This is a genomic window from Mesorhizobium sp. WSM4822, from assembly GCF_055811155.1.
In genome coordinates this window covers 337,769-358,906 of the sequence record NZ_JBVVQM010000005.1, presented here as the reverse complement: position 1 = coordinate 358,906, position 21,138 = coordinate 337,769, and the positions used below count along the sequence as shown (strand labels likewise).

General features: G+C 64.3%; 19 protein-coding genes. 16 read left to right on the top strand and 3 right to left on the bottom strand.

Annotated elements, in window-relative coordinates; all coding sequences use genetic code 11:
• Positions 1-3 precede the first annotated feature (3 nt).
• From AC0L3E_RS14750 to AC0L3E_RS14715, 8 genes are all read left to right on the top strand, one after another.
• On the top strand, positions 4-1,044 hold the full coding sequence (locus AC0L3E_RS14750; protein ID WP_473605042.1) for an ADP-ribosylglycohydrolase family protein: 1,041 nt from the start codon (positions 4-6) through the stop codon (positions 1,042-1,044).
• Positions 1,041-2,012, top strand: a complete 972-nt coding sequence (locus AC0L3E_RS14745) for a PfkB family carbohydrate kinase (protein WP_473605040.1) — start codon at positions 1,041-1,043, stop codon at positions 2,010-2,012. The genes AC0L3E_RS14750 and AC0L3E_RS14745 overlap by 4 nt, the downstream gene beginning before the upstream one ends.
• A gap of 58 nt (positions 2,013-2,070) precedes the next feature.
• The gene (locus tag AC0L3E_RS14740; RefSeq protein WP_127273265.1) at positions 2,071-3,132 is read left to right on the top strand and encodes an ABC transporter substrate-binding protein; all 1,062 of its coding nucleotides are present in this window, start codon (positions 2,071-2,073) and stop codon (positions 3,130-3,132) included.
• 66 nt (positions 3,133-3,198) lie between these two features.
• Positions 3,199-4,062: an ABC transporter permease gene (locus AC0L3E_RS14735; protein ID WP_473605039.1), complete on the top strand. Its 864-nt coding sequence runs from the start codon at positions 3,199-3,201 to the stop codon at positions 4,060-4,062.
• A complete protein-coding gene (locus AC0L3E_RS14730) occupies positions 4,062-4,850 on the top strand; it encodes an ABC transporter permease (protein ID WP_473605099.1) in 789 nt (262 codons plus the stop codon). Before AC0L3E_RS14735 ends, AC0L3E_RS14730 begins: the two co-directional genes overlap by 1 nt.
• Positions 4,850-5,914 (top strand): ABC transporter ATP-binding protein, encoded by a 1,065-nt coding sequence (locus AC0L3E_RS14725; protein WP_473605038.1) that lies wholly within the window; start codon positions 4,850-4,852, stop codon positions 5,912-5,914. Before AC0L3E_RS14730 ends, AC0L3E_RS14725 begins: the two co-directional genes overlap by 1 nt.
• Positions 5,915-6,149: 235 nt before the next feature.
• Positions 6,150-7,400 (top strand): aconitase X, encoded by a 1,251-nt coding sequence (locus AC0L3E_RS14720; protein ID WP_473605037.1) that lies wholly within the window; start codon positions 6,150-6,152, stop codon positions 7,398-7,400.
• Positions 7,397-7,822: an aconitase X swivel domain-containing protein gene (locus tag AC0L3E_RS14715; RefSeq protein ID WP_128309943.1), complete on the top strand. Its 426-nt coding sequence runs from the start codon at positions 7,397-7,399 to the stop codon at positions 7,820-7,822. The genes AC0L3E_RS14720 and AC0L3E_RS14715 overlap by 4 nt, the downstream gene beginning before the upstream one ends.
• A 242-nt stretch (positions 7,823-8,064) precedes the next feature.
• Here the strand turns inward: AC0L3E_RS14715 and AC0L3E_RS14710 are convergent, their stop codons facing one another.
• Together AC0L3E_RS14710 and AC0L3E_RS14705 are read right to left on the bottom strand one after the other, a co-directional pair.
• Positions 8,065-9,150 (bottom strand): SIP domain-containing protein, encoded by a 1,086-nt coding sequence (locus AC0L3E_RS14710; RefSeq protein ID WP_473605036.1) that lies wholly within the window; start codon positions 9,148-9,150, stop codon positions 8,065-8,067.
• Positions 9,151-9,152: 2 nt separating this feature from the next.
• A complete protein-coding gene (locus AC0L3E_RS14705) occupies positions 9,153-11,279 on the bottom strand; it encodes a TonB-dependent hemoglobin/transferrin/lactoferrin family receptor (RefSeq protein WP_473605035.1) in 2,127 nt (708 codons plus the stop codon).
• A 186-nt stretch (positions 11,280-11,465) separates the two neighbouring features.
• Here AC0L3E_RS14705 and AC0L3E_RS14700 point away from each other — a divergent pair, with 186 nt between their 5' ends.
• The 7 genes from AC0L3E_RS14700 (at position 11,466) to AC0L3E_RS14670 (ending at position 18,103) form a co-directional block, all read left to right on the top strand.
• A complete protein-coding gene (locus tag AC0L3E_RS14700) occupies positions 11,466-12,410 on the top strand; it encodes a heme/hemin ABC transporter substrate-binding protein (RefSeq protein ID WP_473605034.1) in 945 nt (314 codons plus the stop codon).
• 283 nt (positions 12,411-12,693) lie between these two features.
• Positions 12,694-13,290, top strand: coding sequence for a thioredoxin family protein (locus AC0L3E_RS14695; protein WP_128309625.1), 597 nt, complete (start codon positions 12,694-12,696; stop codon positions 13,288-13,290).
• A 30-nt stretch (positions 13,291-13,320) separates the two neighbouring features.
• On the top strand, positions 13,321-14,946 hold the full coding sequence (locus AC0L3E_RS14690) for an FAD-binding protein (RefSeq protein WP_473605032.1): 1,626 nt from the start codon (positions 13,321-13,323) through the stop codon (positions 14,944-14,946).
• Positions 14,943-15,269, top strand: a complete 327-nt coding sequence (locus tag AC0L3E_RS14685; protein ID WP_127270526.1) for a 4Fe-4S dicluster domain-containing protein — start codon at positions 14,943-14,945, stop codon at positions 15,267-15,269. Before AC0L3E_RS14690 ends, AC0L3E_RS14685 begins: the two co-directional genes overlap by 4 nt.
• A 32-nt stretch (positions 15,270-15,301) precedes the next feature.
• Positions 15,302-16,138: an ABC transporter ATP-binding protein gene (locus tag AC0L3E_RS14680; protein WP_473605098.1), complete on the top strand. Its 837-nt coding sequence runs from the start codon at positions 15,302-15,304 to the stop codon at positions 16,136-16,138.
• A 12-nt stretch (positions 16,139-16,150) separates the two neighbouring features.
• Entirely contained in the window at positions 16,151-17,047 is an 897-nt protein-coding gene (locus AC0L3E_RS14675) for an ABC transporter permease (RefSeq protein WP_473605031.1), read from the top strand.
• A gap of 36 nt (positions 17,048-17,083) precedes the next feature.
• Positions 17,084-18,103 (top strand): aliphatic sulfonate ABC transporter substrate-binding protein, encoded by a 1,020-nt coding sequence (locus AC0L3E_RS14670; protein ID WP_473605030.1) that lies wholly within the window; start codon positions 17,084-17,086, stop codon positions 18,101-18,103.
• 49 nt (positions 18,104-18,152) lie between these two features.
• Here AC0L3E_RS14670 and AC0L3E_RS14665 read toward each other — a convergent pair whose 3' ends face one another.
• Positions 18,153-19,181, bottom strand: coding sequence for a LacI family DNA-binding transcriptional regulator (locus AC0L3E_RS14665; RefSeq protein ID WP_473605029.1), 1,029 nt, complete (start codon positions 19,179-19,181; stop codon positions 18,153-18,155).
• Positions 19,182-19,517: 336 nt separating this feature from the next.
• Here AC0L3E_RS14665 and AC0L3E_RS14660 point away from each other — a divergent pair, with 336 nt between their 5' ends.
• Positions 19,518-21,131 carry an extracellular solute-binding protein gene (locus tag AC0L3E_RS14660; RefSeq protein WP_473605028.1) on the top strand — a complete coding sequence of 538 codons (1,614 nt, stop codon included), beginning with the start codon at positions 19,518-19,520 and terminating at the stop codon, positions 21,129-21,131.
• Positions 21,132-21,138: the final 7 nt, after the last annotated feature.

Below are 21,138 nucleotides of genomic sequence, written 5' to 3'. Positions count from 1 at the left end.
GCGATGTCGGATGCAACCAGCAAGACCATCGATCGCGCCATGGGCGCGCTTGTCGGCGGAGCGCTGGGAGACGCGCTCGGCATGCCGACGCAGCTTTTGTCGCCGGCTCGCATTGCCGAACTCTACGGCCATGTAGAGGATTTCATCGAGCCTTTCGCCGATCATCCGGTGTCGAAGGGCCTGGCCGCTGGAACCATCACCGACGATACCGAACAGGCGCTGCTGCTCGGCCGCATCCTGGTCGAATCCGGCGACCGTTTCGACCACGCGCGCTGGGTCAATGCGCTGCTCGACTGGGAGCGCGAGGTCAAGGCGCGCGGCAGCTATGATCTTTTGGGGCCGTCGACCAAGCGTGCCATCAATGCCATCAACAATGGCGTACCGGCCGAGGAAGCGGGACGCAGCGGCGACACCAATGGCGCGGCCATGCGTATCGCGCCTGTCGGCATCATGATGCCGCTTGAACCGTTGGAGACGTTCGTCGGCAAGGTGGCGGAGACTTGCCGGGCGACGCACAACACCTCGATCGCCATAGCCTCGGCCGCAGCCGTCGCAGCCGCCGTCAGCCGCGGCGTCGCCGGCGGCGGTTGGCGCGATGCTTCGGCCAGCGCGGTCGCGGCGGCGAGGCGAGGGGCGACGCTCGGACATTGGGTCACCGGCGGCGACATCGCCGCGCGTATCGTCTGGGCGCAGGACATCGTGCGTGGCAAGGCGATGCGGGATGCGCTCCGGCTGATCACCGATCTGGTCGGCACCGGCGTCGCCAGCCAGGAATCCGTTCCGGCGGCTTTCGCCGTGCTGGAAGTCGCCCGTGGCGACCCCTGGCAAGCAGCCATCATCAGCGCCAATCTCGGCGGCGACACCGATACGATCGGCGCCATCGCTGCCGGCATGGCCGGCGCCTGCACCGGCTTTTCCCGATTGCCGCAAGAGCACATCCTCCGGCTTGTCGGCATCGACTTGTCAGAGGTTGGCGCGCTCGCCGCCGACCTTGTCGCGGCAAGGGCGGCGAAAGCCGGCTCCAGCAAGGACGCGGCGGCGTGAGCGGCCGTCTCGTCCATATCGGCAGTGCCGTGGTCGATTATGTCTACCGCATCGACGCTTTGCCGGCGCCCGGCATGGAAAAGACGGCATCGAGCTTCGCCCAGGTCGCCGGCGGCGGCTTCAACATGATGGTGGCGGCCAGCCGCACCGGCATGCAGGTGGTGTTCGGCGGCCAGCTCGGCAGTGGGCCGAATGGCGACTTCCTGCACGCCGCCTTCATGGCCGAGAACATCGCGACACTGACGCCGCCATCGCCCTTGATGGACAGTGGCAATTGCGTCGCCATGATCTCCAGCGACGCCGAACGCACCTTCGTGTCATGGCCAGGTGCGGAGAGCATACTCAGCCTCGAAATGATGGCGCCGGTCGCGGTGGCACCGGGTGATTGGGTGTTCACCTCCGGCTATACGCTGAGCTATCCCAAGAGCCGCGATGCGCTCACCGACTGGATCGAGGCACTGCCGGACGAAACCCCTTTCGTCTTCGATCCGACGCCGGTCATCTCGGACATTCCACGCTCCATCCTGTCGCGGGTGCTCGCCCGCACCACATGGCTGAGCTGCAACACGACGGAGGCGGCTGAGATCGCCGGTTCGGGCAATGTCGAGGCTGTCGCTGCACGACTTCTGGTCGACCATTGCCCACGCGCTGCGGGCGTGGTCATCCGCGCCGGCGCGAAGGGTTGCCATATCAGGCTGGCCGATGGCTCAGCGCAGACCATTGTCGGCTTCAAGGTCAACGCCGTCGACACCAATGGCGCCGGCGACACCCATATCGGCGCTTTTGTCAGCGCGTTGGCGCGCGGCACCCCGCCCTTCGAGGCAGCGCGCTATGCCAATGCTGCGGCGGCCATTTCGGTTACCCGCCATGGTGGCTCGTCGGCGCCGACGAACCGTGAAATCCAGACATTCCTGAGCCATGCCGCCGACCCATCGGGAGCAGGCCGGACACAGAAGGCCAATGCATAACAGCTGGAAAAGCCTGACAAGCCCGGGAACCGGGCAAACCCACAGAGAGGAACCAACCATGCGCATGCCTGATTTGACTGCTCTGCTGACGGCGACCGCCGTCTTTACCTCCGCACTCGCGTTCGCCGCCAAGGCCGACGAAGTGCATGTGCTCAACTGGAAGGGTTACGGCGCCGACGAACCGTGGGCCGTCGAGGCTTTCGAAAAGGCGACCGGCAACAAGGTCGTCAACGATTTCTTCAATTCCGAACAGGAAATGCTGACCAAGATCCGGACCAATCCCGGCCTCTATGACGTGGTCATGATCAACGCCGCCTTCAACGACCAGGCGATGGCCGGGAAACTGATCCAGCCGATCGACGTTTCCAAGCTGCCGAACTACGCCGACATCAGCAAGGACAAGGCGGGATCGCCGATGCTCGTCCACGACGGCAAGGTCTATGGCGTGCCGTGGGTATGGGGCCTCACCGCACTCGCCATCAACGAAAAGTCCTTCGACAAGCCACCGACGAGCATCGCCGAAATGTGGGATGCCGCCCATAAGGGCCGCGTCGTCATTCGCGATGATGCCGTTGAAGCGGTGCAGTTCGGCGCCATCGCCACCGGCCAGAACATCAACGACATCAAGGATATGGATGCGGTCAAGACGAAGCTGACCTCGCTGATGCCGCAGATCAAGACCTTCTGGAGCTCGGAAAACGACTGGAACCAGATGGTCGCCTCCAACCAGATCGACATCGGCACCTATTGGAGCGGCTCGGCCGACCGCGCCAAGACGCATTTCAAGCTGCCGGTCTCGCTGGTGGTGCCGCAGGAAGGTGCCGTTGCCTGGCTCGACGCGTTTTCCATTCCGGTCGGCGCCAAGAACGTCGCCGGGGCCGAGGCCTTCATCAACTACATGATCGACCCGAAATTCTACGTCGAATGGGTCACCAAGGTCGGCGCTCCGGTCTCGGCCAACACCAAGGCGGTGGAAGCGCTGCCCGAGGATGCCTTCAACCGCAAGGTCATGGGCGACCCCGAAGTGGCCAAGCGCATCCAGTTCCAGGCGCCGATCACCGACGCGCAGCGTGAAGCCTATCTGGCGCTGTGGCAGCAGCTCAAGGTCGACGTGAAATAAAGCCGACATCCGGATCAGCCGGCGGTACGCGCCGGCTGGTTCTTCCAATCCTGGGAGGAGGGTACCATGGCAGCTGCGACAGCGTCGCGAAGCGGGCTGAGATCGGCATTGCCGCTGCTGGCACCGGCCTATCTCTGGCTGACGGTGGCGATTTTCCTGCCGCTATCCGCTATGGTCTTCTTCTCGTTCATGACCGAGCTGCCGCTGTCGGGAAAGCCGTGGGCGTTCACGCTTGGCAACTATGCCGCCTTCTTCTCGCAGAGCCTCTATCTGACGCTGCTGCTGGCCTCGCTGCGCCTTGGCCTCGAAGTGACGCTGTGGTGCGTCGTCATCGGCTATCCCGCCGCTTACGTGCTGGCCAAGGTGCTGAAGGGGCGCAGCCGCGAGGCGATCTTCCTGCTCGTCATCCTGCCGTTCTGGTCGAATGGGTTGGTGCGCATCTTTTCCTGGGCGATGGTTTTGCGCGAAGGCGGCATCCTCGACACCGCGCTTAATGCCGTGCTGCCGTTCAAGATCAACATCGACCTCATGTATTCCTATCCGGCCGTCATCATCGGGCTGGTGCATTCCTATGTGCCTTACATGGTGCTGACCTGTTATCTCACGCTACAGGCCATCGACGACTCGCTGATCGAGGCCGGGCGCTCGCTTGGCGCATCGCGGTTGCAGGTGCTGAAGCGGGTGATCATCCCGCTGTCGATGCCCGGATTGGTCGCGGGTGCGGCGCTGATCTTCGTGCCGGTCGTCGGTTCGTTCATGGAGCCGCGCATCCTTGGCGGCCGCACCGGCACCTTCTACGGCACGGTCATCGAGGACCAGTTCGTCGCCGTGTTCAACTGGCCGCTCGGTGCCGCGCTCTCCTTCATCCTGCTGGCGGTAGTGCTGGTCATCCTGGCGATCGCCTCGCCGGTGCTGCGGAGGGCCGCGTGATGGCGACAACCCGCATCCTTGAATGGCTCGGCCGCCTCTACATCTGGCTGCTGCTCGCCTTTCTTTATCTGCCGATCATCATCATGGCGCTGATGTCGTTCAACGTCTCGCCCTTCTACCAGCTGCCGTTCGAATGGACGACCGAATGGTACGCCTCGCTGTGGCAGAACGACCAGCTGATCGCGGCCACTTGGAACAGCGTCGAGATCGCGGTCATCACCACCATCATATGCGTCGTGCTCGGCTCGGCGGCATCATTGGCGCTCTACCGCTATGAGTTTCGTGGCAAGAAATTCCTGCAGGCGCTGCTGTTTCCGCCGATCGCCATACCGTGGCTGATCACCGGCACGGCGATGCTGATCTTTTTCTTCGGCGTTGGCATCGGCCGTGGCCTGCATGCGATCCTGCTCGGCCATGTCGCACTGGCGCTGCCCTATGTCATCGTCGTCGTCTCGGCCCGGCTGCAGACCTTCGCGCCGGAGCTGGAAGAGGCGGCGCGCTCACTAGGCGCCAACCAGTGGCAGGTGACGCGCCGCATCACGCTGCCCTGGATCATGCCCGGCGTCATCGCCGGCGGGCTGTTCGCGTTTGCCGTTTCGTTCGACCAGTTCGTGGTGTCCTATTTCCTGGCGACGCCGGGCCAGACGACGCTGCCGGTCGAAATCTACGCCGCGATCCGCAAGGGTTTCACGCCCGAGATCAACGCGGTCTCGACCATCATCATTGTCGTGTCGATGGCGCTGATGCTGCTGACGGCGCGGTTCTTCAAATTCGGCGGAGAGAAATAATGGCCGGCGTGCAGGTATCCGATGTCTCGCGCAGCTTTGGCGCACACAAGGCGCTGGACAACGTCTCCATCGACTTCGCCGATGGCGGCTTCTACGCGCTGCTCGGGCCGTCGGGCAGCGGCAAGACCACGCTGCTGCGGCAGATCGCCGGTTTCGATTTTCCTGACTCGGGTCGCATCACCATCGGCGGCGAGAGCGTCGAGCGGGTGCCCGTCGAGAAGCGCCGTATCGGCATGGTGTTCCAGAACTATGCGCTGTTTCCCAATATGAGCGTCGCCGACAATGTCGCTTTCGGCCTGTCGGTGCGTGGCGAGGCCAAGGCTGTGATTGCGACGGAGGTGCAACGCGCGCTCGATCTGGTGCAGCTTGGCAAGCTTGGTGGCCGCCGGCCGCACCAGCTCTCCGGCGGGCAGCGGCAGCGTGTGGCTCTCGCCCGCGCCATCGTCACCAAGCCGCGCGTGCTGCTGCTCGACGAGCCATTGGGTGCGCTCGACAAGGCGTTGCGCGTCGACATGCAGATTGAGCTCAAGCGCATCCAGCGCGAGATCGGCATCACCACGATCTTCGTCACGCACGACCAGGAAGAAGCGCTGACGATGAGCGACCGCATCGGCATATTGCGCGACGGAAGGCTGGTGCAGGAGGGGCCGCCGGAGGAGATCTATAACAGGCCGAAGAGCGAGTTCGCTGCCACCTTCCTCGGCGACGCCAACATTTTTCGCGGCGATACGACGGGCGATGGCATCCGGCTGCCGGACGGCACGGCGATTGCCGCCGGCGCGGGTGCCAAGCTTGCCGCCGGCGCCAAGGCGAGCTGTGCCGTGCGCCCCGAACGCATCCGCATCGCCACGGATGCCGGAGCACCGGATGGCACTGCCAACATGCTCAAGGGGCAGGTTTCCAAGCGCATCTTCGCCGGCAACAACAGCACCTATTTCGTCGAGCGTGGCGGCCAGACGTTGAAGGTGATTGTACAGAACACGGGTGTCGACAGGCTGGCGGAAGGTCAGGACGTCGTTCTGCGCTGGTCGCCGGAGAGTACGGTGTTGATCGCGGCGGGTTAAGTAGGACTGTGGACGGATCGGATGGTTGGCGTTCCGTGGCGGCCCCCTCTGTCCTGCCGTACATCTCCCCCTCAAGTGGGGAGATCGGCTGTCATCGTTGGTTTCGCAAATCTCCCACATTGCAAAAAGTGCAATAAGGCCGAAGCTGCCGATCTCCCCACGTGTGGGGGAGATGCCCGGCAGGGCAGAGGGGGCGCTGCCCCGCCATACGATCGCGTAAGTGGCTGGAGTACTGATGACGCTTAAATTGACCGCACAGGACCGATCCATGCTCGACGGCGAGCAGGGTCCGTCCGCCGCCGCTGCCATGAAAATCCTGGCCGCGTTTTCCAATGCTGTCGGGGCGGGCGGCCTACTCGACATTACCGGCGCCCATATCGATGGCTGTCTCTATCACGGCAAGGCCGGTCTCGATTTCGTCGAGCGGCTGGTCGAAGGCGGTGGCCGCGTTCAGGTGCCGACGACGCTGAATGTCGGTTCGTTCGATCTCATCCATCCCGGCATGGTCAAGATGCCCCTAGCGGAAGAGGTGCCGGCGCGGCGGCTGATGAAGGCGCATCTGGAACTCGGCTGCCAGGCGACCTTCACCTGCGCGCCCTACCAGACGCGCTTTCGGCCAAGCTTTGGCCAGCAGATCGCCTGGGGTGAGTCCAACGCCATCGTCTTTGCCAATTCGGTGATCGGCGCGCGCACCAACCGCTATGGCGATTTCATCGATCTGTGCTGCGCCATGACCGGACGCGCGCCGGCTTGGGGTCTGCATCTGAGCGAGGACCGGCGCGGCCGGATCCTGTTTGAGCTGGATGTTCCGGACGGCGAGCCGAGCGACAGCCTTTTCGTCGGCGTCGGGCTATTCATTGGGCAAGCGAGTGGCGACCGCGTTCCGGTGATTGCCGGTCTGCCGCAGCCGCGCGATGAGGACCAGCTGAAGGCGCTGGGCGCGGCGGCTGCAACGACGGGTGCTGTGGCGCTGTTCCATGCGGTCGGCATCACGCCGGAAGCGATGACGCTCGATGAGGCGTTCCAGGGTCATGCGCCTAACGAGACGATCCGCATCACCCGCGCCGATATCGACCATGCGCTGGCCAGGCTATCGAGTGTGCCGGACGGCTCGCCGCTGGCGGCCGTGTCGCTCGGCACTCCGCATTTTTCGCATGAGGAGTGGATGCGCCTGTTGCCGTTGCTGCGCGAGGTTGCACCGGGCCGGCACATCCCGATCTATGTCAACACCGGGCGCGCGACCCTGACGCGACTGCAGGAGGAGGGCGCGCTGGCCGGCATGGAGGCATTCGGCCTGATCCCGGTCACCGACACCTGCACCTATGTCACCTCGATCCTGGAACGCCTTGACGGCGTGGTGATGACCAATTCCGGCAAGTGGGCGCATTACGCGCCGGGCAATATCGGCGTGTCCGTCGCCTTCGCCGAGATGGAGGATTGCATCCGCTCCGCTGCCGTCGGGCATGTCGTGCGGAGCGCCTCATGACGCGACCGGTGGAACGAACCGGCATCTTCCAGTTGGCCGGCGAAGCCAGGGGCCAGGCGCTGGTGTATTCGCAACCGCTGAGCTTCTGGGGCGGCATCGATGCCGAGACGGGCGACATAACAGACCATTCGCATCCCGGTCTCGGCCAGAATGTCGCTGGCAAGATCCTGGTCATGCCGAGCGGGCGCGGCTCATCGTCTTCATCCTCGGTCCTGGCCGAGGCGATCCGCAGGGGAACCGCGCCAACCGGGATTCTTCTGGAGCGGCCGGACCCGATCCTGGCGGTCGGCGCCATCGTTGCCGAATTTCTTTATGACATCCGCATGCCGCTGGTGGTGTGCGACATTGCCGGCATAGCTTCCGGCGACAAGATCATGATTGGTGTTGGCGAGGATGGCGAGGCGGTCATTCGCAAAGTCTAGGGACGAGCGCTTGCTAACCGAACTCAGCGCCGCCCCTCATCTGGCTGCCGCCATCTTCTCCCCGTAAACGGGGCGAAGGGGCTTGTTGCAACGCCGGCGCTGTTTTTTGTGACGTTGGTGATTGGCGAAATCATCGGCGACAGTGTCCTTCGCCCCGTTTACGGGGAGAAGATGCCGGCAGGCAGATGAGGGGCACCGCCGACGCCTCTCAGTTCACGCTGCCATCAACCGCGCTTCAGACCTCAACCAGCCATCAATCCGGCAGCACCACGCCGCCAATAGGCAGCCGCCAGCGTTTGATCGCGACCAAGGCCCAGCGTGTCGCGCCAATATTCGCGCACGATCTTGGCGGCAGCGGCTTCCGCCGCGAACCAGCCGAAGGCCGAACCGTCCTGCGGCCACGCTACCGAGCGGACAGCCTCGGCCAGCAGTTTGTCCTCGCCCGCCGGCACGCCGTTCCTTGTCAGCCAATGCAACTCGATGCCCGTGGCATTGTTGATCGCTTGCCTTTCGCCATCATTGGCGATCTCGACAAAGGCGACGCCCTTTGTCTCGGCTGGTAGCGTCTCCAGCAGCCGCGCCAGCGCCGGCAGGCCGGTTTCGTCGGCGCCCATGACGTACCACTCCGCCTGCCGCACCGGGCGGCCGACCGGTCCCATGATGCCGACTTTCGTGCCGGGCGCTGCCTGCATGGCCCAGGCGGAGCCAACGCTCTCGCCGGGATGGACGAGGAAGTCGACATCGATGATGCCCTTGGCCACGTCCAGCGTGCGGATGGTGTAGACGCGCGCCACCGGGCGCCGGTCGTCGGCGGGCCAAGCCGGCAGGCCATTGCCGCCCAGCACTGGCCACAGCGGATCGGGCACCTCCCTGGTCGGAAACAGCATGCGGATGTGCATGCCGCCGAATTTGGTGAAACGCGAGAGATTCTCGCCGGCCAGCCGGATGCGGCGCATGTGCGGGGTGAGGTCGCGAATATCCGTCACCACCATCTCGCGGAACTGGGCGAGGCTGGTTTCGCCTGAGAGATCGCCGGTCCAGACGATCTCGGGGTTTTCCTCCTTGGCGTAGACCTGTACGGCTGTGGCCAGCAGGTCCTTGATACGGGCGAGCCCGTCGCGGTCGGCAGCATTGGCCCGCATCACCAGCCGTTCCATGTCGAAAGAGGCCCCGCCGAAGGCAAAGCGGAAATCGATGCGCTTTCCCTCATGCGAGGCATCGGCCTCGAAGCTCCGCAGCCTGTCTGAGATGCTGTCCATGTAGTCCGGCAGACGCCTCAGGTTGAGCCGCGCCTCGCAGGCCAGTTCACGCACCGATGCTTCGTTCATTGTCAGCCTCCGATCCTGCCGGTGAGGGCCACCTTGAAGGTGCGGCCCTTGCCCTGTTCGGTTGCCGCCGAGGTCGACCATGCGCTTTGCGGGTCGGTGTAGGCGGTGTTGAAGATGTTATCGACGCCGAAATCGAGCTTGAGGTTGTCGTTGACGCGCCAGTTGGCGAAGACATTGACCAGATCGAAGGCGTCGTCGACAATCGGCACGGCGTTGGGATTGGTGCGGCTGGTGCGGGTGATCTTGCCGACGCTGAGATATTGCGCGCCGACCGTGAGCTGGTCCTCCAGCATGCGAAAGCCGATTGTGGCCGAGAAGCGGTCGAGCGGCGTGTTGTTCAGCGCCTGGCCGGAATAGACGCCGCTGACGACCTTGGCGTTGATCAGCGCACCGGCGAGGTTCACGAAACCCCAGTTGTAGTCATAGACCATCTCGGCCTCGACGCCCTTCAGGCGGGCGTCGCCGATGTTGATTGCCGTGCGCGGCAGGACGGTGAGGTCGACGTCGATATAGTCCTCGACGTCGGTGTGGAAGACGTTGAGCTTGGCGCGCAACCGGTCGCCCGGCGTCAGCAAATCATCGTATTTGACATTGATGCCGGCTTCCCAGCTCTTCGCCGTTTCGGGCTGCAGCAGGAGATTGGGCCGATAGGTGTCGCCGCCGCCATGCGCGCCGCCGCCACGGAAGACATCCTGCAGGCCAGGCGCCCGGTAGCCTTCGGAGTAGGTGCCATAGAGCTGAAAGCCGTCAAACGGCGTGACGCCGACGGTGAGGCGCGGCGACCAGCGATCGCCGGAGATCGAGGCTTCCTGTGGCGACGGGATGCGCGTCTCGCCATCGAGCTGGTAGCCGTCATAGCGCATCGCAGCTATGGCCTGCAGCCAGTCCTCGTAATCGCCCTGCCACTGCAGGAAGCCGCCATAGCCCTGCTGTTGGCCAGCGCCGAAATGCGCCGCTTCCGAGGAGGCTTCGAGATAGTAGTAATCGAGTCCGTAGGTCAGCGTGTGGGCCAGCCCCCAGGCGTCGAAGCGCGAGGAGTTCTTCACGTTGAAGCCCGAGGTGGCGACATCATAGAAACGGAAATTGCCGATCCCTGAGGCGGGCGCGACCTGCGTCTGCTCGGCGCGGGTGCGGTTGTGGTAGGCATTGGCGCTGAAGTCGATCAGCGCGTTGTCGTCGGGTCTCCAGGTGTAGGCAGCGGTGTAGGTCTGGTTGGTGGTGTTGGTGTCGTAGCGGCTCAGCGTTGGCGAGGTCGAGCCGCTGGATCCGGTGATCTGGTCGTTGTAGCGCTGCAGGATGGCGCCGAGCTTCAGCTCGTGGCCATCGGCCGGCCGCAGAGTCGTCTTCAGATAGCCGCTGGTCACCCGCTCGCCGGTCCACGGCACGGTGTCGCCATTGCCGTCGGTGTAGCTGTCGCGGTCGCGATAGATGAGGTTGCCGATGATGTCGGCATCGTCGCTGAAACGGTAGGCGCCGGTGGTGCTGGTGGTGAAGCCGTCGCCATTGTCCTCATAGCCGAGCTTTTCGCTCAGCGCCCAGCGCTCGTCCTTCTTGAGGAAGTCGCCGGCATCCTTGGTCTCGAAGGAGACGACGCCGCCGATGCCGCCGGAACCATAAGCATTCGACACCGGACCGCGAATGACAGTGGCTTCCTTGATCAGGTCGGGTTCGACATAGAACGAGCCCGAACCGTGACCGACGCGCCAGTAATCCTGACGAGCGCCATCGAGTGTCACGACGACGCGGCCATATTGTTCCAGGCCGCGAATGTTGATGGCGGTTGCCGGATCGTCGCCGTTCATCGAGGCGGCGACGCCGGGCGTGGTGCGAAAGATGTCGGCGGCGGTGTCGGGCTGAATGCGGTCGAGTTCGTCCTGATCGATGGCGCTGATGGCGGCCATCGATTCGATCACCGCCGTCTTGATCATCGTCGCCGAGATGGTGATCACGTCGAGCATGGTCGCCGGCTGGTGCTGCGCGGCACTGGCCGGTGCCAGGCGGCCGGCCTTGGCGGCGGCCTTTTTCTCCTGGTCCTGTTCCTGCGCGTTGGCAAAAGGCACGGCGCAGAGGCCGAGCACGAAGGCGAGCGCGGTGCTCGCCATCAAGGTCGTGTTTGTTGTCGTTGTCATAGTCATGCAGCCCCCAAGCAAAAGCAAAACTGCTGGCGGTGGCTGAAGGGCCTTGGCTGGCATGATCGAGAATCCCTCGACCACGCGGGCCGGGGCAGGGGTCACATATTAAAACATGATGACATAAGTCAACTTTAAATTTATAGCCGACCGTCATCGAGAAGCATTTGGCACGGGAGCAGCGGCATGGTCGGAAGTGTGGGCGATGGCAAGAGGATCGGCTGGTTGCAACCGGGCAGGATCGCGGCGGTGCTGCTTCTGGCGCTGTCGGTGCTGGCGCCTTCCTGCGGCTTCAAGGCGCTGGCCGCCGAGACGGTTGTCGATGCGCTGGGGCGAAGCGTCGTGCCGGGCGCGGCGACCCGAATCGTGACGCTCGGCTCCGACGTCACCGAGATCGTGCACGCGCTCGGCGCCGGCGAGCGGATCATCGCCGTCGATCGCGGCAGCAAATATCCGCCATCCGTAACCGGGAAGCCCAATGTCGGCTACCGCCGCCAGCTTTCGGTCGAGGGGCTGGCCAGCTTGCGTCCCGATCTGATCCTGGCGGCCGAGGACAGCGGGCCGCCGGAGGCGGTCGAGGTGCTGAAGTCGCTGGCGATCCCGATCGTCTTCGTCCCGCAGGACAACACCCCGCAAGGCATCGAGCGCAAGATCACCCTGATCGCCGCCAGCCTTGGGCTCGAGGACAAGGGCAAGGTGGTTTCCGCCGAGGTGCTCACCGCCTTTCAGACGGCAGCCGATCTGGCAGCAAAAATCCCGCCGGAGCGGCGCAAGAAAGTGGTGTTCTTTCATGGCCTTGTGAAGCTGAGCGCAGCCGGTGCCGGCACCTCGGCCGACGCCATCATCCGCTACGCCGGCGGCCGCAACCCGATGGATGTCGTGCAGGGCTACAAGGCGGCATCAGAGGAAAAGCTGATCGAGATGGCGCCTGATGTCATCCTGATGATGAGCGACGGCAAGGGTGGCCCGACGCCCGAGCAGGTGTTCGGCAACCGCGCGCTGGCGGCAACGCCGGCGGCGGCCAACAAGGCGCTGGTCGTGCTTGACGGCGCCTACATGATCGGCTTCGGCCCGCGCACATCAGATGCGATCCGCGACCTGGCGAAGGCGCTCTATCCGGAAGGGGAATGACGTCGCGAAAATCGCAAGGCGTTTCGGCTGGGCAGTACCAATTCGTCGTCGAACCCGTTGCGCTTGATAAATCCTGTCCGTTCGGATTTCTCCGGATCGGCTTCCGCCCGAACAAACTTGGCGGCTCGGCCTGAAACATTGGCACGATATTCTAAGCCGCGCGGTTGACCGTGAATGTGCTCTCTAGCCTATAATTATACTAAATTCATAGACTAACTGCGAACGTTCGAGGCGCTCGCACCTTGGCCTGTGAAAACCGGCTGCACAAAGGGAGCGCGCATCGATGCCGAAGACAGAGTCCAATCCGATCGACCTCGGCACAAAGGCCGCCGATTTCCTGTTGCCCGACGCGCAAGGCGTGCTGCACCGGCTCGCCGATTTCGATGCCAAGCCGGCCTTGCTCGTCGCCTTCATCTCCAACCGCTGCCCGTTCGTCGTGCTGATCCGTGAGCAGCTTGCCGCTTTCGCCAGGGATTATGCCGGCAAGGGGCTGCAAGTGGTGGCGATCAACGCCAATGACCATGAGGCGCATCCGGAGGAGACGCTGGCCCGCATCGGCGAAGAGGCCGAAAAATTCGGCTATTCCTTCCCCTATCTCAAGGACGCGTCGCAGCAGACGGCGAAGGCCTACGGCGCCGCCTGCACACCCGACTTCTTCCTGTTCGATGCCGACCGGCGGCTCGCCTATCACGGCCAGTTCGACGATGCGCGGCCGGGTAATGGCAAGCCGGTGACCGGTGCCGATCTGCGGGCAGCGGTCGACACGGTGCTGGAGGGCGGCAGGCCCACTGCCAGCCAGGTGCCGTCGATCGGCTGCAACATCAAGTGGAGCGCCGGCAACGAGCCGGTCTGGTCTTCCAGCGCGGCCCGCGCGGCCTAGCGCCGTCCTCGAGGCATTCGCCAGGTATCCATGCCCAAGCCGCAAAAATCCGTTTCTGACAGGCTGCACCTCCAGGCCGACGTGCTGGTGCTGGGCGGAGGTCCGTCAGCGGCCTGGGCGGCTGTCGCTGCGGCCGAGAGCGGCGCCAAGGTGGTGCTGGCCGACAAAGGTTATCTTGGCACCAGTGGCGCCACCGCGCCCTCCAACACCGGCACCTGGTGCGTGCCGCCGGGCGACAACAGGCATGCCGTCGTTGAGCGGCGTTGGCAGCGCACCGGCGAACTCGCCGACCCGCGCTGGATGCTGCGCTGCGTCAATACCGCCTACCGCAATCTGCTCAGGCTGTCCGAATGGGGCTATCCCTTTCCGAGCGAGGATGACGGCCGGCTCTACATCGCCAATCTGCGCGGGCCGGACTACATGCGCTTCATGCGCCGCCGGGTGCTGTTGGCCGGCGTCACCGTGCTCGACCATCACCCGGCGCTCGAACTTCTGTCCGACGGCAATGCCATCGTCGGCGCCGCCGGTGTCGCCCGGCAGATCGGCCAGGACTGGCGCGTCGACGCCAACGCGGTGGTGCTGGCGACGGGCGGCTGCGCTTTCCGCGAGCGCATCCTCGGCGCGACCGGGCTGACCGGCGACGGCTATCTGATGGCGGCGGAAGCCGGCGCCAGCCTGTCGGGCATGGAGTTCACCGGCAAGTACACGCTGGCGCCCTATGGCTCCTCATTGAACAAGGGCCTGCCGTTCCGCTGGGCATCGTTCCATCGCGAGGATGGTTCGCCGATCCTCGGGCCGACCGGCGAGCCGTTGCGCAACGGCATCGGCGACCGCGAGGAGGAAGTGGCGCGTGCGCTGATCGACGGCCCGGTCTATGCGCGGCTCGATCAAGCCGAGCCGGTGCTGCAAGGCTGGCTGCGCCAGGGCCAGCCGAACTGCTTCGTGCCCTATGACCGCGCCGGCATCGATCCGTTCAGCGAACTGTTCCGCATCACCTTGCGCGCCGAAGGCACGGTGCGGGGCACCGGTGGCATCGACATCGTCTCCGACGATTGCGCCACCGGCGTGCCCGGCCTCTATGTTGCCGGCGATGCCGCCAGCCGCGAGATGATGACCGGTGCGCTATCAGGCGGCGGCGCCGTCAATTCGTCCTGGGCGCTGGCCAGTGGCTGGTGGGCCGGCAAGGGCGCCTCGACCCATGCCAAGCGCCGCACCGGCAAGGCCTTCCGCAGCGCGGTGCAATCGCTCGGCCAGGCCGGGTTGCGTCCTGCATCATCGGCGAGGGCCGACATCTCGGCGGGCGAAGTTATCGAGGCGGTGCGTAGCGAAGTCACGCCGCTCGACAAGAATTTCTTCCGCACTGGCGAGGGCCTGGAGAAAAGCGGCGAGCGGCTGGAGAGTGTCTGGCGCGACGTGCGCAGCCATCTGCAAGGCGAGGGGCTGGACCGGGTCCGCACGCGCGAAGCGGCATCGATCGCCGCTGCTGGGCGTTGGTCCGTGGCCGCCGCGCTGCACCGCACCGAGAGCCGCGGCATGCACCGCCGCACCGATCTGGCGGGCAAGAGCCCGGCCTTCGCGCACCGGCTGGTCATCACCGGTGTGGATGCGTTCCGCATCGCAGGTGCGCCTGAGCGGCTGGCGGAGCTGGCGTCATGATCGAGATCGTCTCGGCCACGCGCTGCGTCGAATGCGACATCTGCGTCAAGGTGTGCCCGGCCAACGTCTTCGACGCGACCGACAATGGCGTGCCGGTGATCGCTCGCCAGGAGGACTGCCAGACCTGCTTTCTTTGCGAGATCTATTGCCCGACCGACGCGCTTTATGTGGCCGAGTTCGCCGAAGGGCCGACCGGCATCACGGAAGCTCAGGCCGACGCCCGCCAGATGTTCGGCTCCTATGCCCGCGCGCTTGGCTGGAAGCGCGGCAAGGCGGGCGGCTCGGAATTCGACCCGACGCACCGCATCCGCGTGGCGCAGTGAACCGATCGGAGACAGATATGGATCGCCCGAACATGGACCGGATCGTCGTCAGCGACATCAGCAAGACCTTCCAGCTCAAGCCGGGGCAGTTCGTCACCGTGGATGGCGAGGCGACCGACCGCGTCACCGTGCTCGACGGCGTCGAGCTTTCCATCCGCAAGGGCGAGTTCATCACGCTGGTCGGCCCGAGCGGCTCGGGCAAGTCGGTGCTGCTCGATATCATTGGCGGGCTGACGCAGGCGACCGGCGGCAACGTCCAGCTCGACGGCAGGCGCATCACCAGGCCCGATCCAAAGACCGGCTATGTCTTCCAGCAATATGCGCTGTTTCCCTGGCGCACGGCGCTCGCCAACATCGAATATGCGCTGGAAGTGCGCGGCGTAGCCAAGGCCGAGCGTGCCGCCACAGCCCGCCATCTGTTGGCGCTGTTCGGCCTTGCCGGTTTCGAGGACCGTTTTCCCAACCAGCTGTCCGGCGGCATGCAGCAGCGTGTGGCGATCGCGCGTGCGCTGGCCAGCAACCCGGAAGTGCTGCTGATGGACGAGCCGTTCGCGGCGCTCGACCAGCAGACGCGCGAGCTTCTGCAAGGCGAGCTGCTGCGGATCTGGGGCAAGATCAACACCACGGTGATTTTTGTCACCCACTCGATCGACGAGGCGATCTTCCTCGCCGACCGCGTCGTGGTGATGACGGCACGGCCGGGCGCGGTGAAAGAGATCATCGACATCGACCTGCCACGACCGCGCGACGGCGACATCCGCGCCAGCGCCGAATTCAATCTATATCGCGCCCGCGTCTGGGACGTGCTGCGCGACGAGGTCAACAAGGCGCAGAAGGACTGGACCCTGTCGCCAGCCTTCAGTCACTGAGGAGCTGGACCAATGGCCTATCTGACCGAGAAGTTTGGCTCCGCGGGAGCGCTCCACCTGTTTGCCGGCGCTGGCGAAACGCTAGCCGCCGCCAGGGTCCCGGCCATCAAGGCCAGCGCCAAGATCCGGAGCAAGAAAGCAAGCCACGGCACGTTCCTCTATGGCGTGCCGCTGCTCGGCCTGTTCTTCCTGCTGTGGGAGATCGCGCCCCGGCTCGGCTGGCTGAACCGCATCTTCTTTCCGCCGCTGAGCGAGGTCCTGGTCGCCTGGTGGGCGCTGCTCGCCTCGGGCGTGCTGATCGAGCATATCGGCATCAGCCTGCAGCGCGCCGCGATCGGCTTCGCACTCGGCGTGGTGGTGGCCATCCCCCTCGGTCTGTTGATGGGGCGCTATTCGCTGTTCGAGAAGGTTTCCGACCTCCTGGTGCAGACGCTGCGAAACACATCGCAATTCGCACTGCTGCCGGTGTTCATCCTGTTGCTCGGCATCGGAGAGGAATCGAAGGTGGCGATCACCTTCTACTCCTCGGTTTTCTTTCTCCTCGTCAACACGATCAGCGGCGTCAAGTCGGTGGATCCGCTGCTGATCAAGGCGGCGCGCTCGATGGGTACGTCCGACTTCGATCTGTTCCGCAAAGTCATCCTGCCGGCCAGCATTCCCTCGATCGTCGCCGGCGCCCGGCTGGCGGTGAAATCCTCGCTGTTCGCGGTCATCGGCGCCGAGATGCTGGCGGCCAAATCCGGCCTCGGTTTCCTCATCCAGAACTCGCAGCTGATGATGGAAACGGCCGACATGTACGCCGGCATCCTGACGCTGACCGTCATCGGCCTGACCGTCAACTACCTGCTCGTCTGGTTCGAGCGCTGGGCAACAGCCTGGAAAGGCCAGTCCGAGACCTCGCTCATTTAAGCGGTCCATTCATTCCAACCAGGAAGGATTTTTCCCATGCCCAACATTCCATTCGACGCACTTCGCCGGCTGCTGCTGAAGGGCGCTATTGGCGTCGTCATCGGCCTTGGTGGCATGCCTGCCTTCGCGCAGGACAAGCCTGAAATTATCCGCATCGGCAGTACCGCGCCGGGGCATCTCAAATTCATCCTCGCCCAGAAGGACGGCTGGTGGGAGAAGGAGTTCGCCAAGGACGGCATCAAGGTCGAACTGGTGACTTTCAATGGCGGTTCGGAGGCGACGACCGCGCTGGCCACCGGCGCGATCGAGTTCACCTATACCGGCAACAATCCGGCGCTGCGGGTTGCTGCGTCCGGCGCCGACGTCAAGCTGATCGGCCTGTCGAGTTATGTGAAGGCCGGCGGTTCCTACATCGTCGTCAAGACCGACTCGCCGCTGAAGACGCTGCAGGATCTCAGGGGCAAGAAGGTCGCCTATCTCACCGGCACGGTGCGGCATTCGAACTTCAGCAAGGCACTGAGCAGCGTCGGCCTGACCATCAATGACGTCGAAGGTCTGAACCTGCCGTTCGAGGCATCCGGCCCGGCGTTGCTGCGCGGCGATATCGACGCCATTGTCGAGACCGATTCGACGGCGGCCAAGCTGGTCGACACCGGCGAGGCGCGCGTCCTGTTCGACACCAGCACTCATCCGGAATGGAACGTGCCCAACGTCATCTCGGTCAACGGCGCCTTCGCGGCGAAATATCCCGATCTGGTCAAGCGGCTGCTGAAGATCGATATCGAGATTTCGCGTTGGGCCGATGCCCATCCGGATGAGACGATCAAGACGTTTGTGGAGGCCACCAAGTCGTCGGAAAAATCCGTCCGCAAGACCTATGCCGACGGGGTGTTCCATCAGGATCCGAAACTCACGGACGGCGCGATCGCCGCCTTGCAAGGCGAGGAGAAATTCATGGCCAGCGCCGGGCTGCTGAAGGGCTCGATCGACTATGGCAAATGGGTCGACAAGAGCTTTGTCGATGGCGCCGCGGCTGAAGTCGCTGCCGTCCAATAGACTAGAAGCATCGAGCGGGCGGGCGCTTTGCGGCGCCGCCTCGTACAGGTCAAATCTCCGGGATGTTCTCCTTGAAGATCACCTGCAGCCTTGGTTGGTGCAGTTCATAGGGCAGTCCCCGGACCGCATGGATCAGGGTGTTGAGCGCTTCGCGGGCCTCGACGCGCGGGTTCTGGTCGATGACAGCGTCGAGCGTGCCGTCGAGCAGAAGGTCCTTGGTCCCGTCCGTCACTTCGTGGCCGAGGAAGACCATGGACTGGGCGCGGTCGCGCTCCTTGAGCGCGCGGGCGATGCCGGTGTTGCCGGCGCCGACATTGTAGATCGCGGCAAGGTCGGGGTGCCGCTCCAGCAGGGCCGATGCCTCCGAATAGGCCTTCTCGCGATCGTCGAGCATTTCGCGCATCTCGACGATCTGCAGATTGGGTGATTCCTCGGTCAGCACGTGGCGGAACCCCATCTCGCGTTCTTCGTGGCCGCGATAGGACAGCGAGCCGGCGAACAGCGCCACCTTGCCCGGACGCCCCGATCCCATGAAGCGGTTGAGCAGATAGCCGGCCAGCCGCCCGGCGGCGCGGTTGTCGATGCCGATATAGGCGACCCTGGGCACATGCAGGATGTCGGAAGCGATGGTCACCACCTTGATGTCGTTGGCCGACAGCGAGCGGATCGCTTCGCGCACCGTGGGGTGGTCGAGTGCGATGACGCCGACGCCTTGCGTCTGTCCGCGCAGATCCTGCAGCAGGCGAGCGAGCCGGTCAGGATTGAAGCCCTCTATGGTGGCGATACGAACATCGAGGTCGGGCCGCGCCAGAGCCTGTGCCTCGATGTGGCGGTGCAGCATCTTGATGAAGGAATTGGTGCCGGCCGGCAGGGCGAAGTCGAGCCGGATGACCTCGCCGGGCGAGGGCCGTGGCGGCGCGCCGTTCGGGCCTTCGGCGATGTAGCCGAGGCGCTGCGCCATTTCGAGCACGATTTCCCGTGTGCGCGCCCGTACGCCGGGTCGGTTGTTGAGCACGCGGTCGACGGTGGCGGCCGAGACGCCGGCCTCCCGGGCTATGTCAGTCAGGGTGGAACGCACCGTCTTTCATCTCCTGCATGCGTCAGATCGGCTGGTGACGGCTTCCCCGTCATCGGCGATTCTGATGGGAAATGATGTATCCGCCCTTGGCCGATGTGCAAGCCGCCGGGCTAAATCAAATGGTCCGGCAGGGCTGCGCAGGGCCGGGAAGGGTCGGGTGCCCTCAAATTGAGGCATCCGGCTTGACGGATGGATCCCGTTTTTGTGCATTTCCTTGCCCTATTGCGATGTTATGATGTGTTTTGATTATTTATGATGTTGACAGCCTTGCCATGCTGTCGTCAATATCCCTCATAAGGGTCGTGGAGGAAACGTGGCCCTGAGGGAGGAGTTTCAATGTCTGACTTGATCCGCATCTCGCGGCGCCGGCTGCTGGCATCCGGAGGAAAGGCGGCCGTGATCATGGCCGCCGCTGGTATCGCACCCCAATTCATTCGTCCCGGCCGTGCCTATGCGGCCGACGCGCTGGCGCCAGGCATGATCGGCGGCCCGACGGGCTTCGAAGGGGCCGAGCGCTACCAGTATGGCGCCGATACGCCGGAAGGCCGCGCCATCGAGGCGGCGAAGGCGCTGAAGGGCGCCGGCAAGGCGCCGACCAAGATCGTGCTCGGCCTGTCCGACGGCTCGATCGGCCAGCTCACGCAGCCGTTCCCGGCCGGTGCGCCGTCGATCAAGGAGCTGTGGGAAAAGGAAACCGGCATCGCGATCGAAATCGTCGGTCTGCCGAACGGCCAGGAATTCACCAAGACGATGCAGGACATCTCCACCAAGGGTGGGGCCTACGACATCTACTCGACCGAATGGAACCGCCTCGGCGACCTCGCCGAAACCGGCGGCATCGCCAAGCTCGACGACTTTGTCGCGCAGCATAAGCCTGAATGGGACGATCCCGTCAGCGGCTATGTCAACGGCGCCAAGGGCGTGTCGCTGCTCAACAAATACCGCGGCTCGAACTATGGCGTGTCGCTGGACGGCGACTTCCAGACCTGGGTCTACCGCACCGACCTGTTCGGCGACGAAGCCGAGAAGAAGGCCTTCAAGGACAAATACGGCTACGATCTGGCGCCGCCGAAGACCTGGAAGCAGCATGGCGACATCGCCGCCTTCTTCCAGCGACCGGACAAGGGCCTGTTCGGCTCGACCGACCTGCGCAACCAGGGCTGGGGCTACACGAACTGGTACCAGCGCTATGTCTCGATGGCTTCGCCCAACCAGTTCCTGTTTGGCGATGACGGCAAGCCGATGATCAATTCCGAGCAAGGCATCGCCGCCACCAACGAATATGTTGCTTCGCTCGCGCATCATTCGCCGGATGCGATCTCCTGGGGCTGGCCGGAGCAATATGGCAACTTCGCCAAGGGTGGTGCGGCGATGACCTGCGCCTTCTCCAACCTGCCGAAATTCCTCGACAATGCCGGCAATAAGGATTCAGCCGTCACCGGCAAGATCGGCTCGATGCTGCCGCCCGGCCGCGAGATCGGCGGCAAGCTGATCAGCCGTTCCGTGCTGTGGTTTTCGCTGACCGGCATGGTCTCGTCACAGTCGAAGAACCAGGAGGTCGCCTACCTCCTGCTGCAATGGCTGGGCTCGGCCCGCATCTATGCCTGGATGAGTGCCAACCCCGGCGGTTATCTGGACCCGTTCCGGCTTTCGGACTTCTCCGATCCGCTGGTGCGCCAGACCTATCATGCCTACCACATGGACGTCGTGCGCGAGACGGTCGCCCGCACCGTGCCGACCATCAACTATCCCGGCGCGACAGCCTTCCACAATGCGCTCGACGAGAACCTGATGGCGGCGCTGACCAAGGCCAAGACATCGGAGCAGGCGATGGCCGACACCGAGGCAGAGTGGAAGAAGATCGCCCGGCGCACCGGCGAGGACAAACTGCTCGAAGCCATCAAGACCAACAAGGAGGCCTGGCCGACAGTTCTCGATCCAATCGTCTGATCCTTCT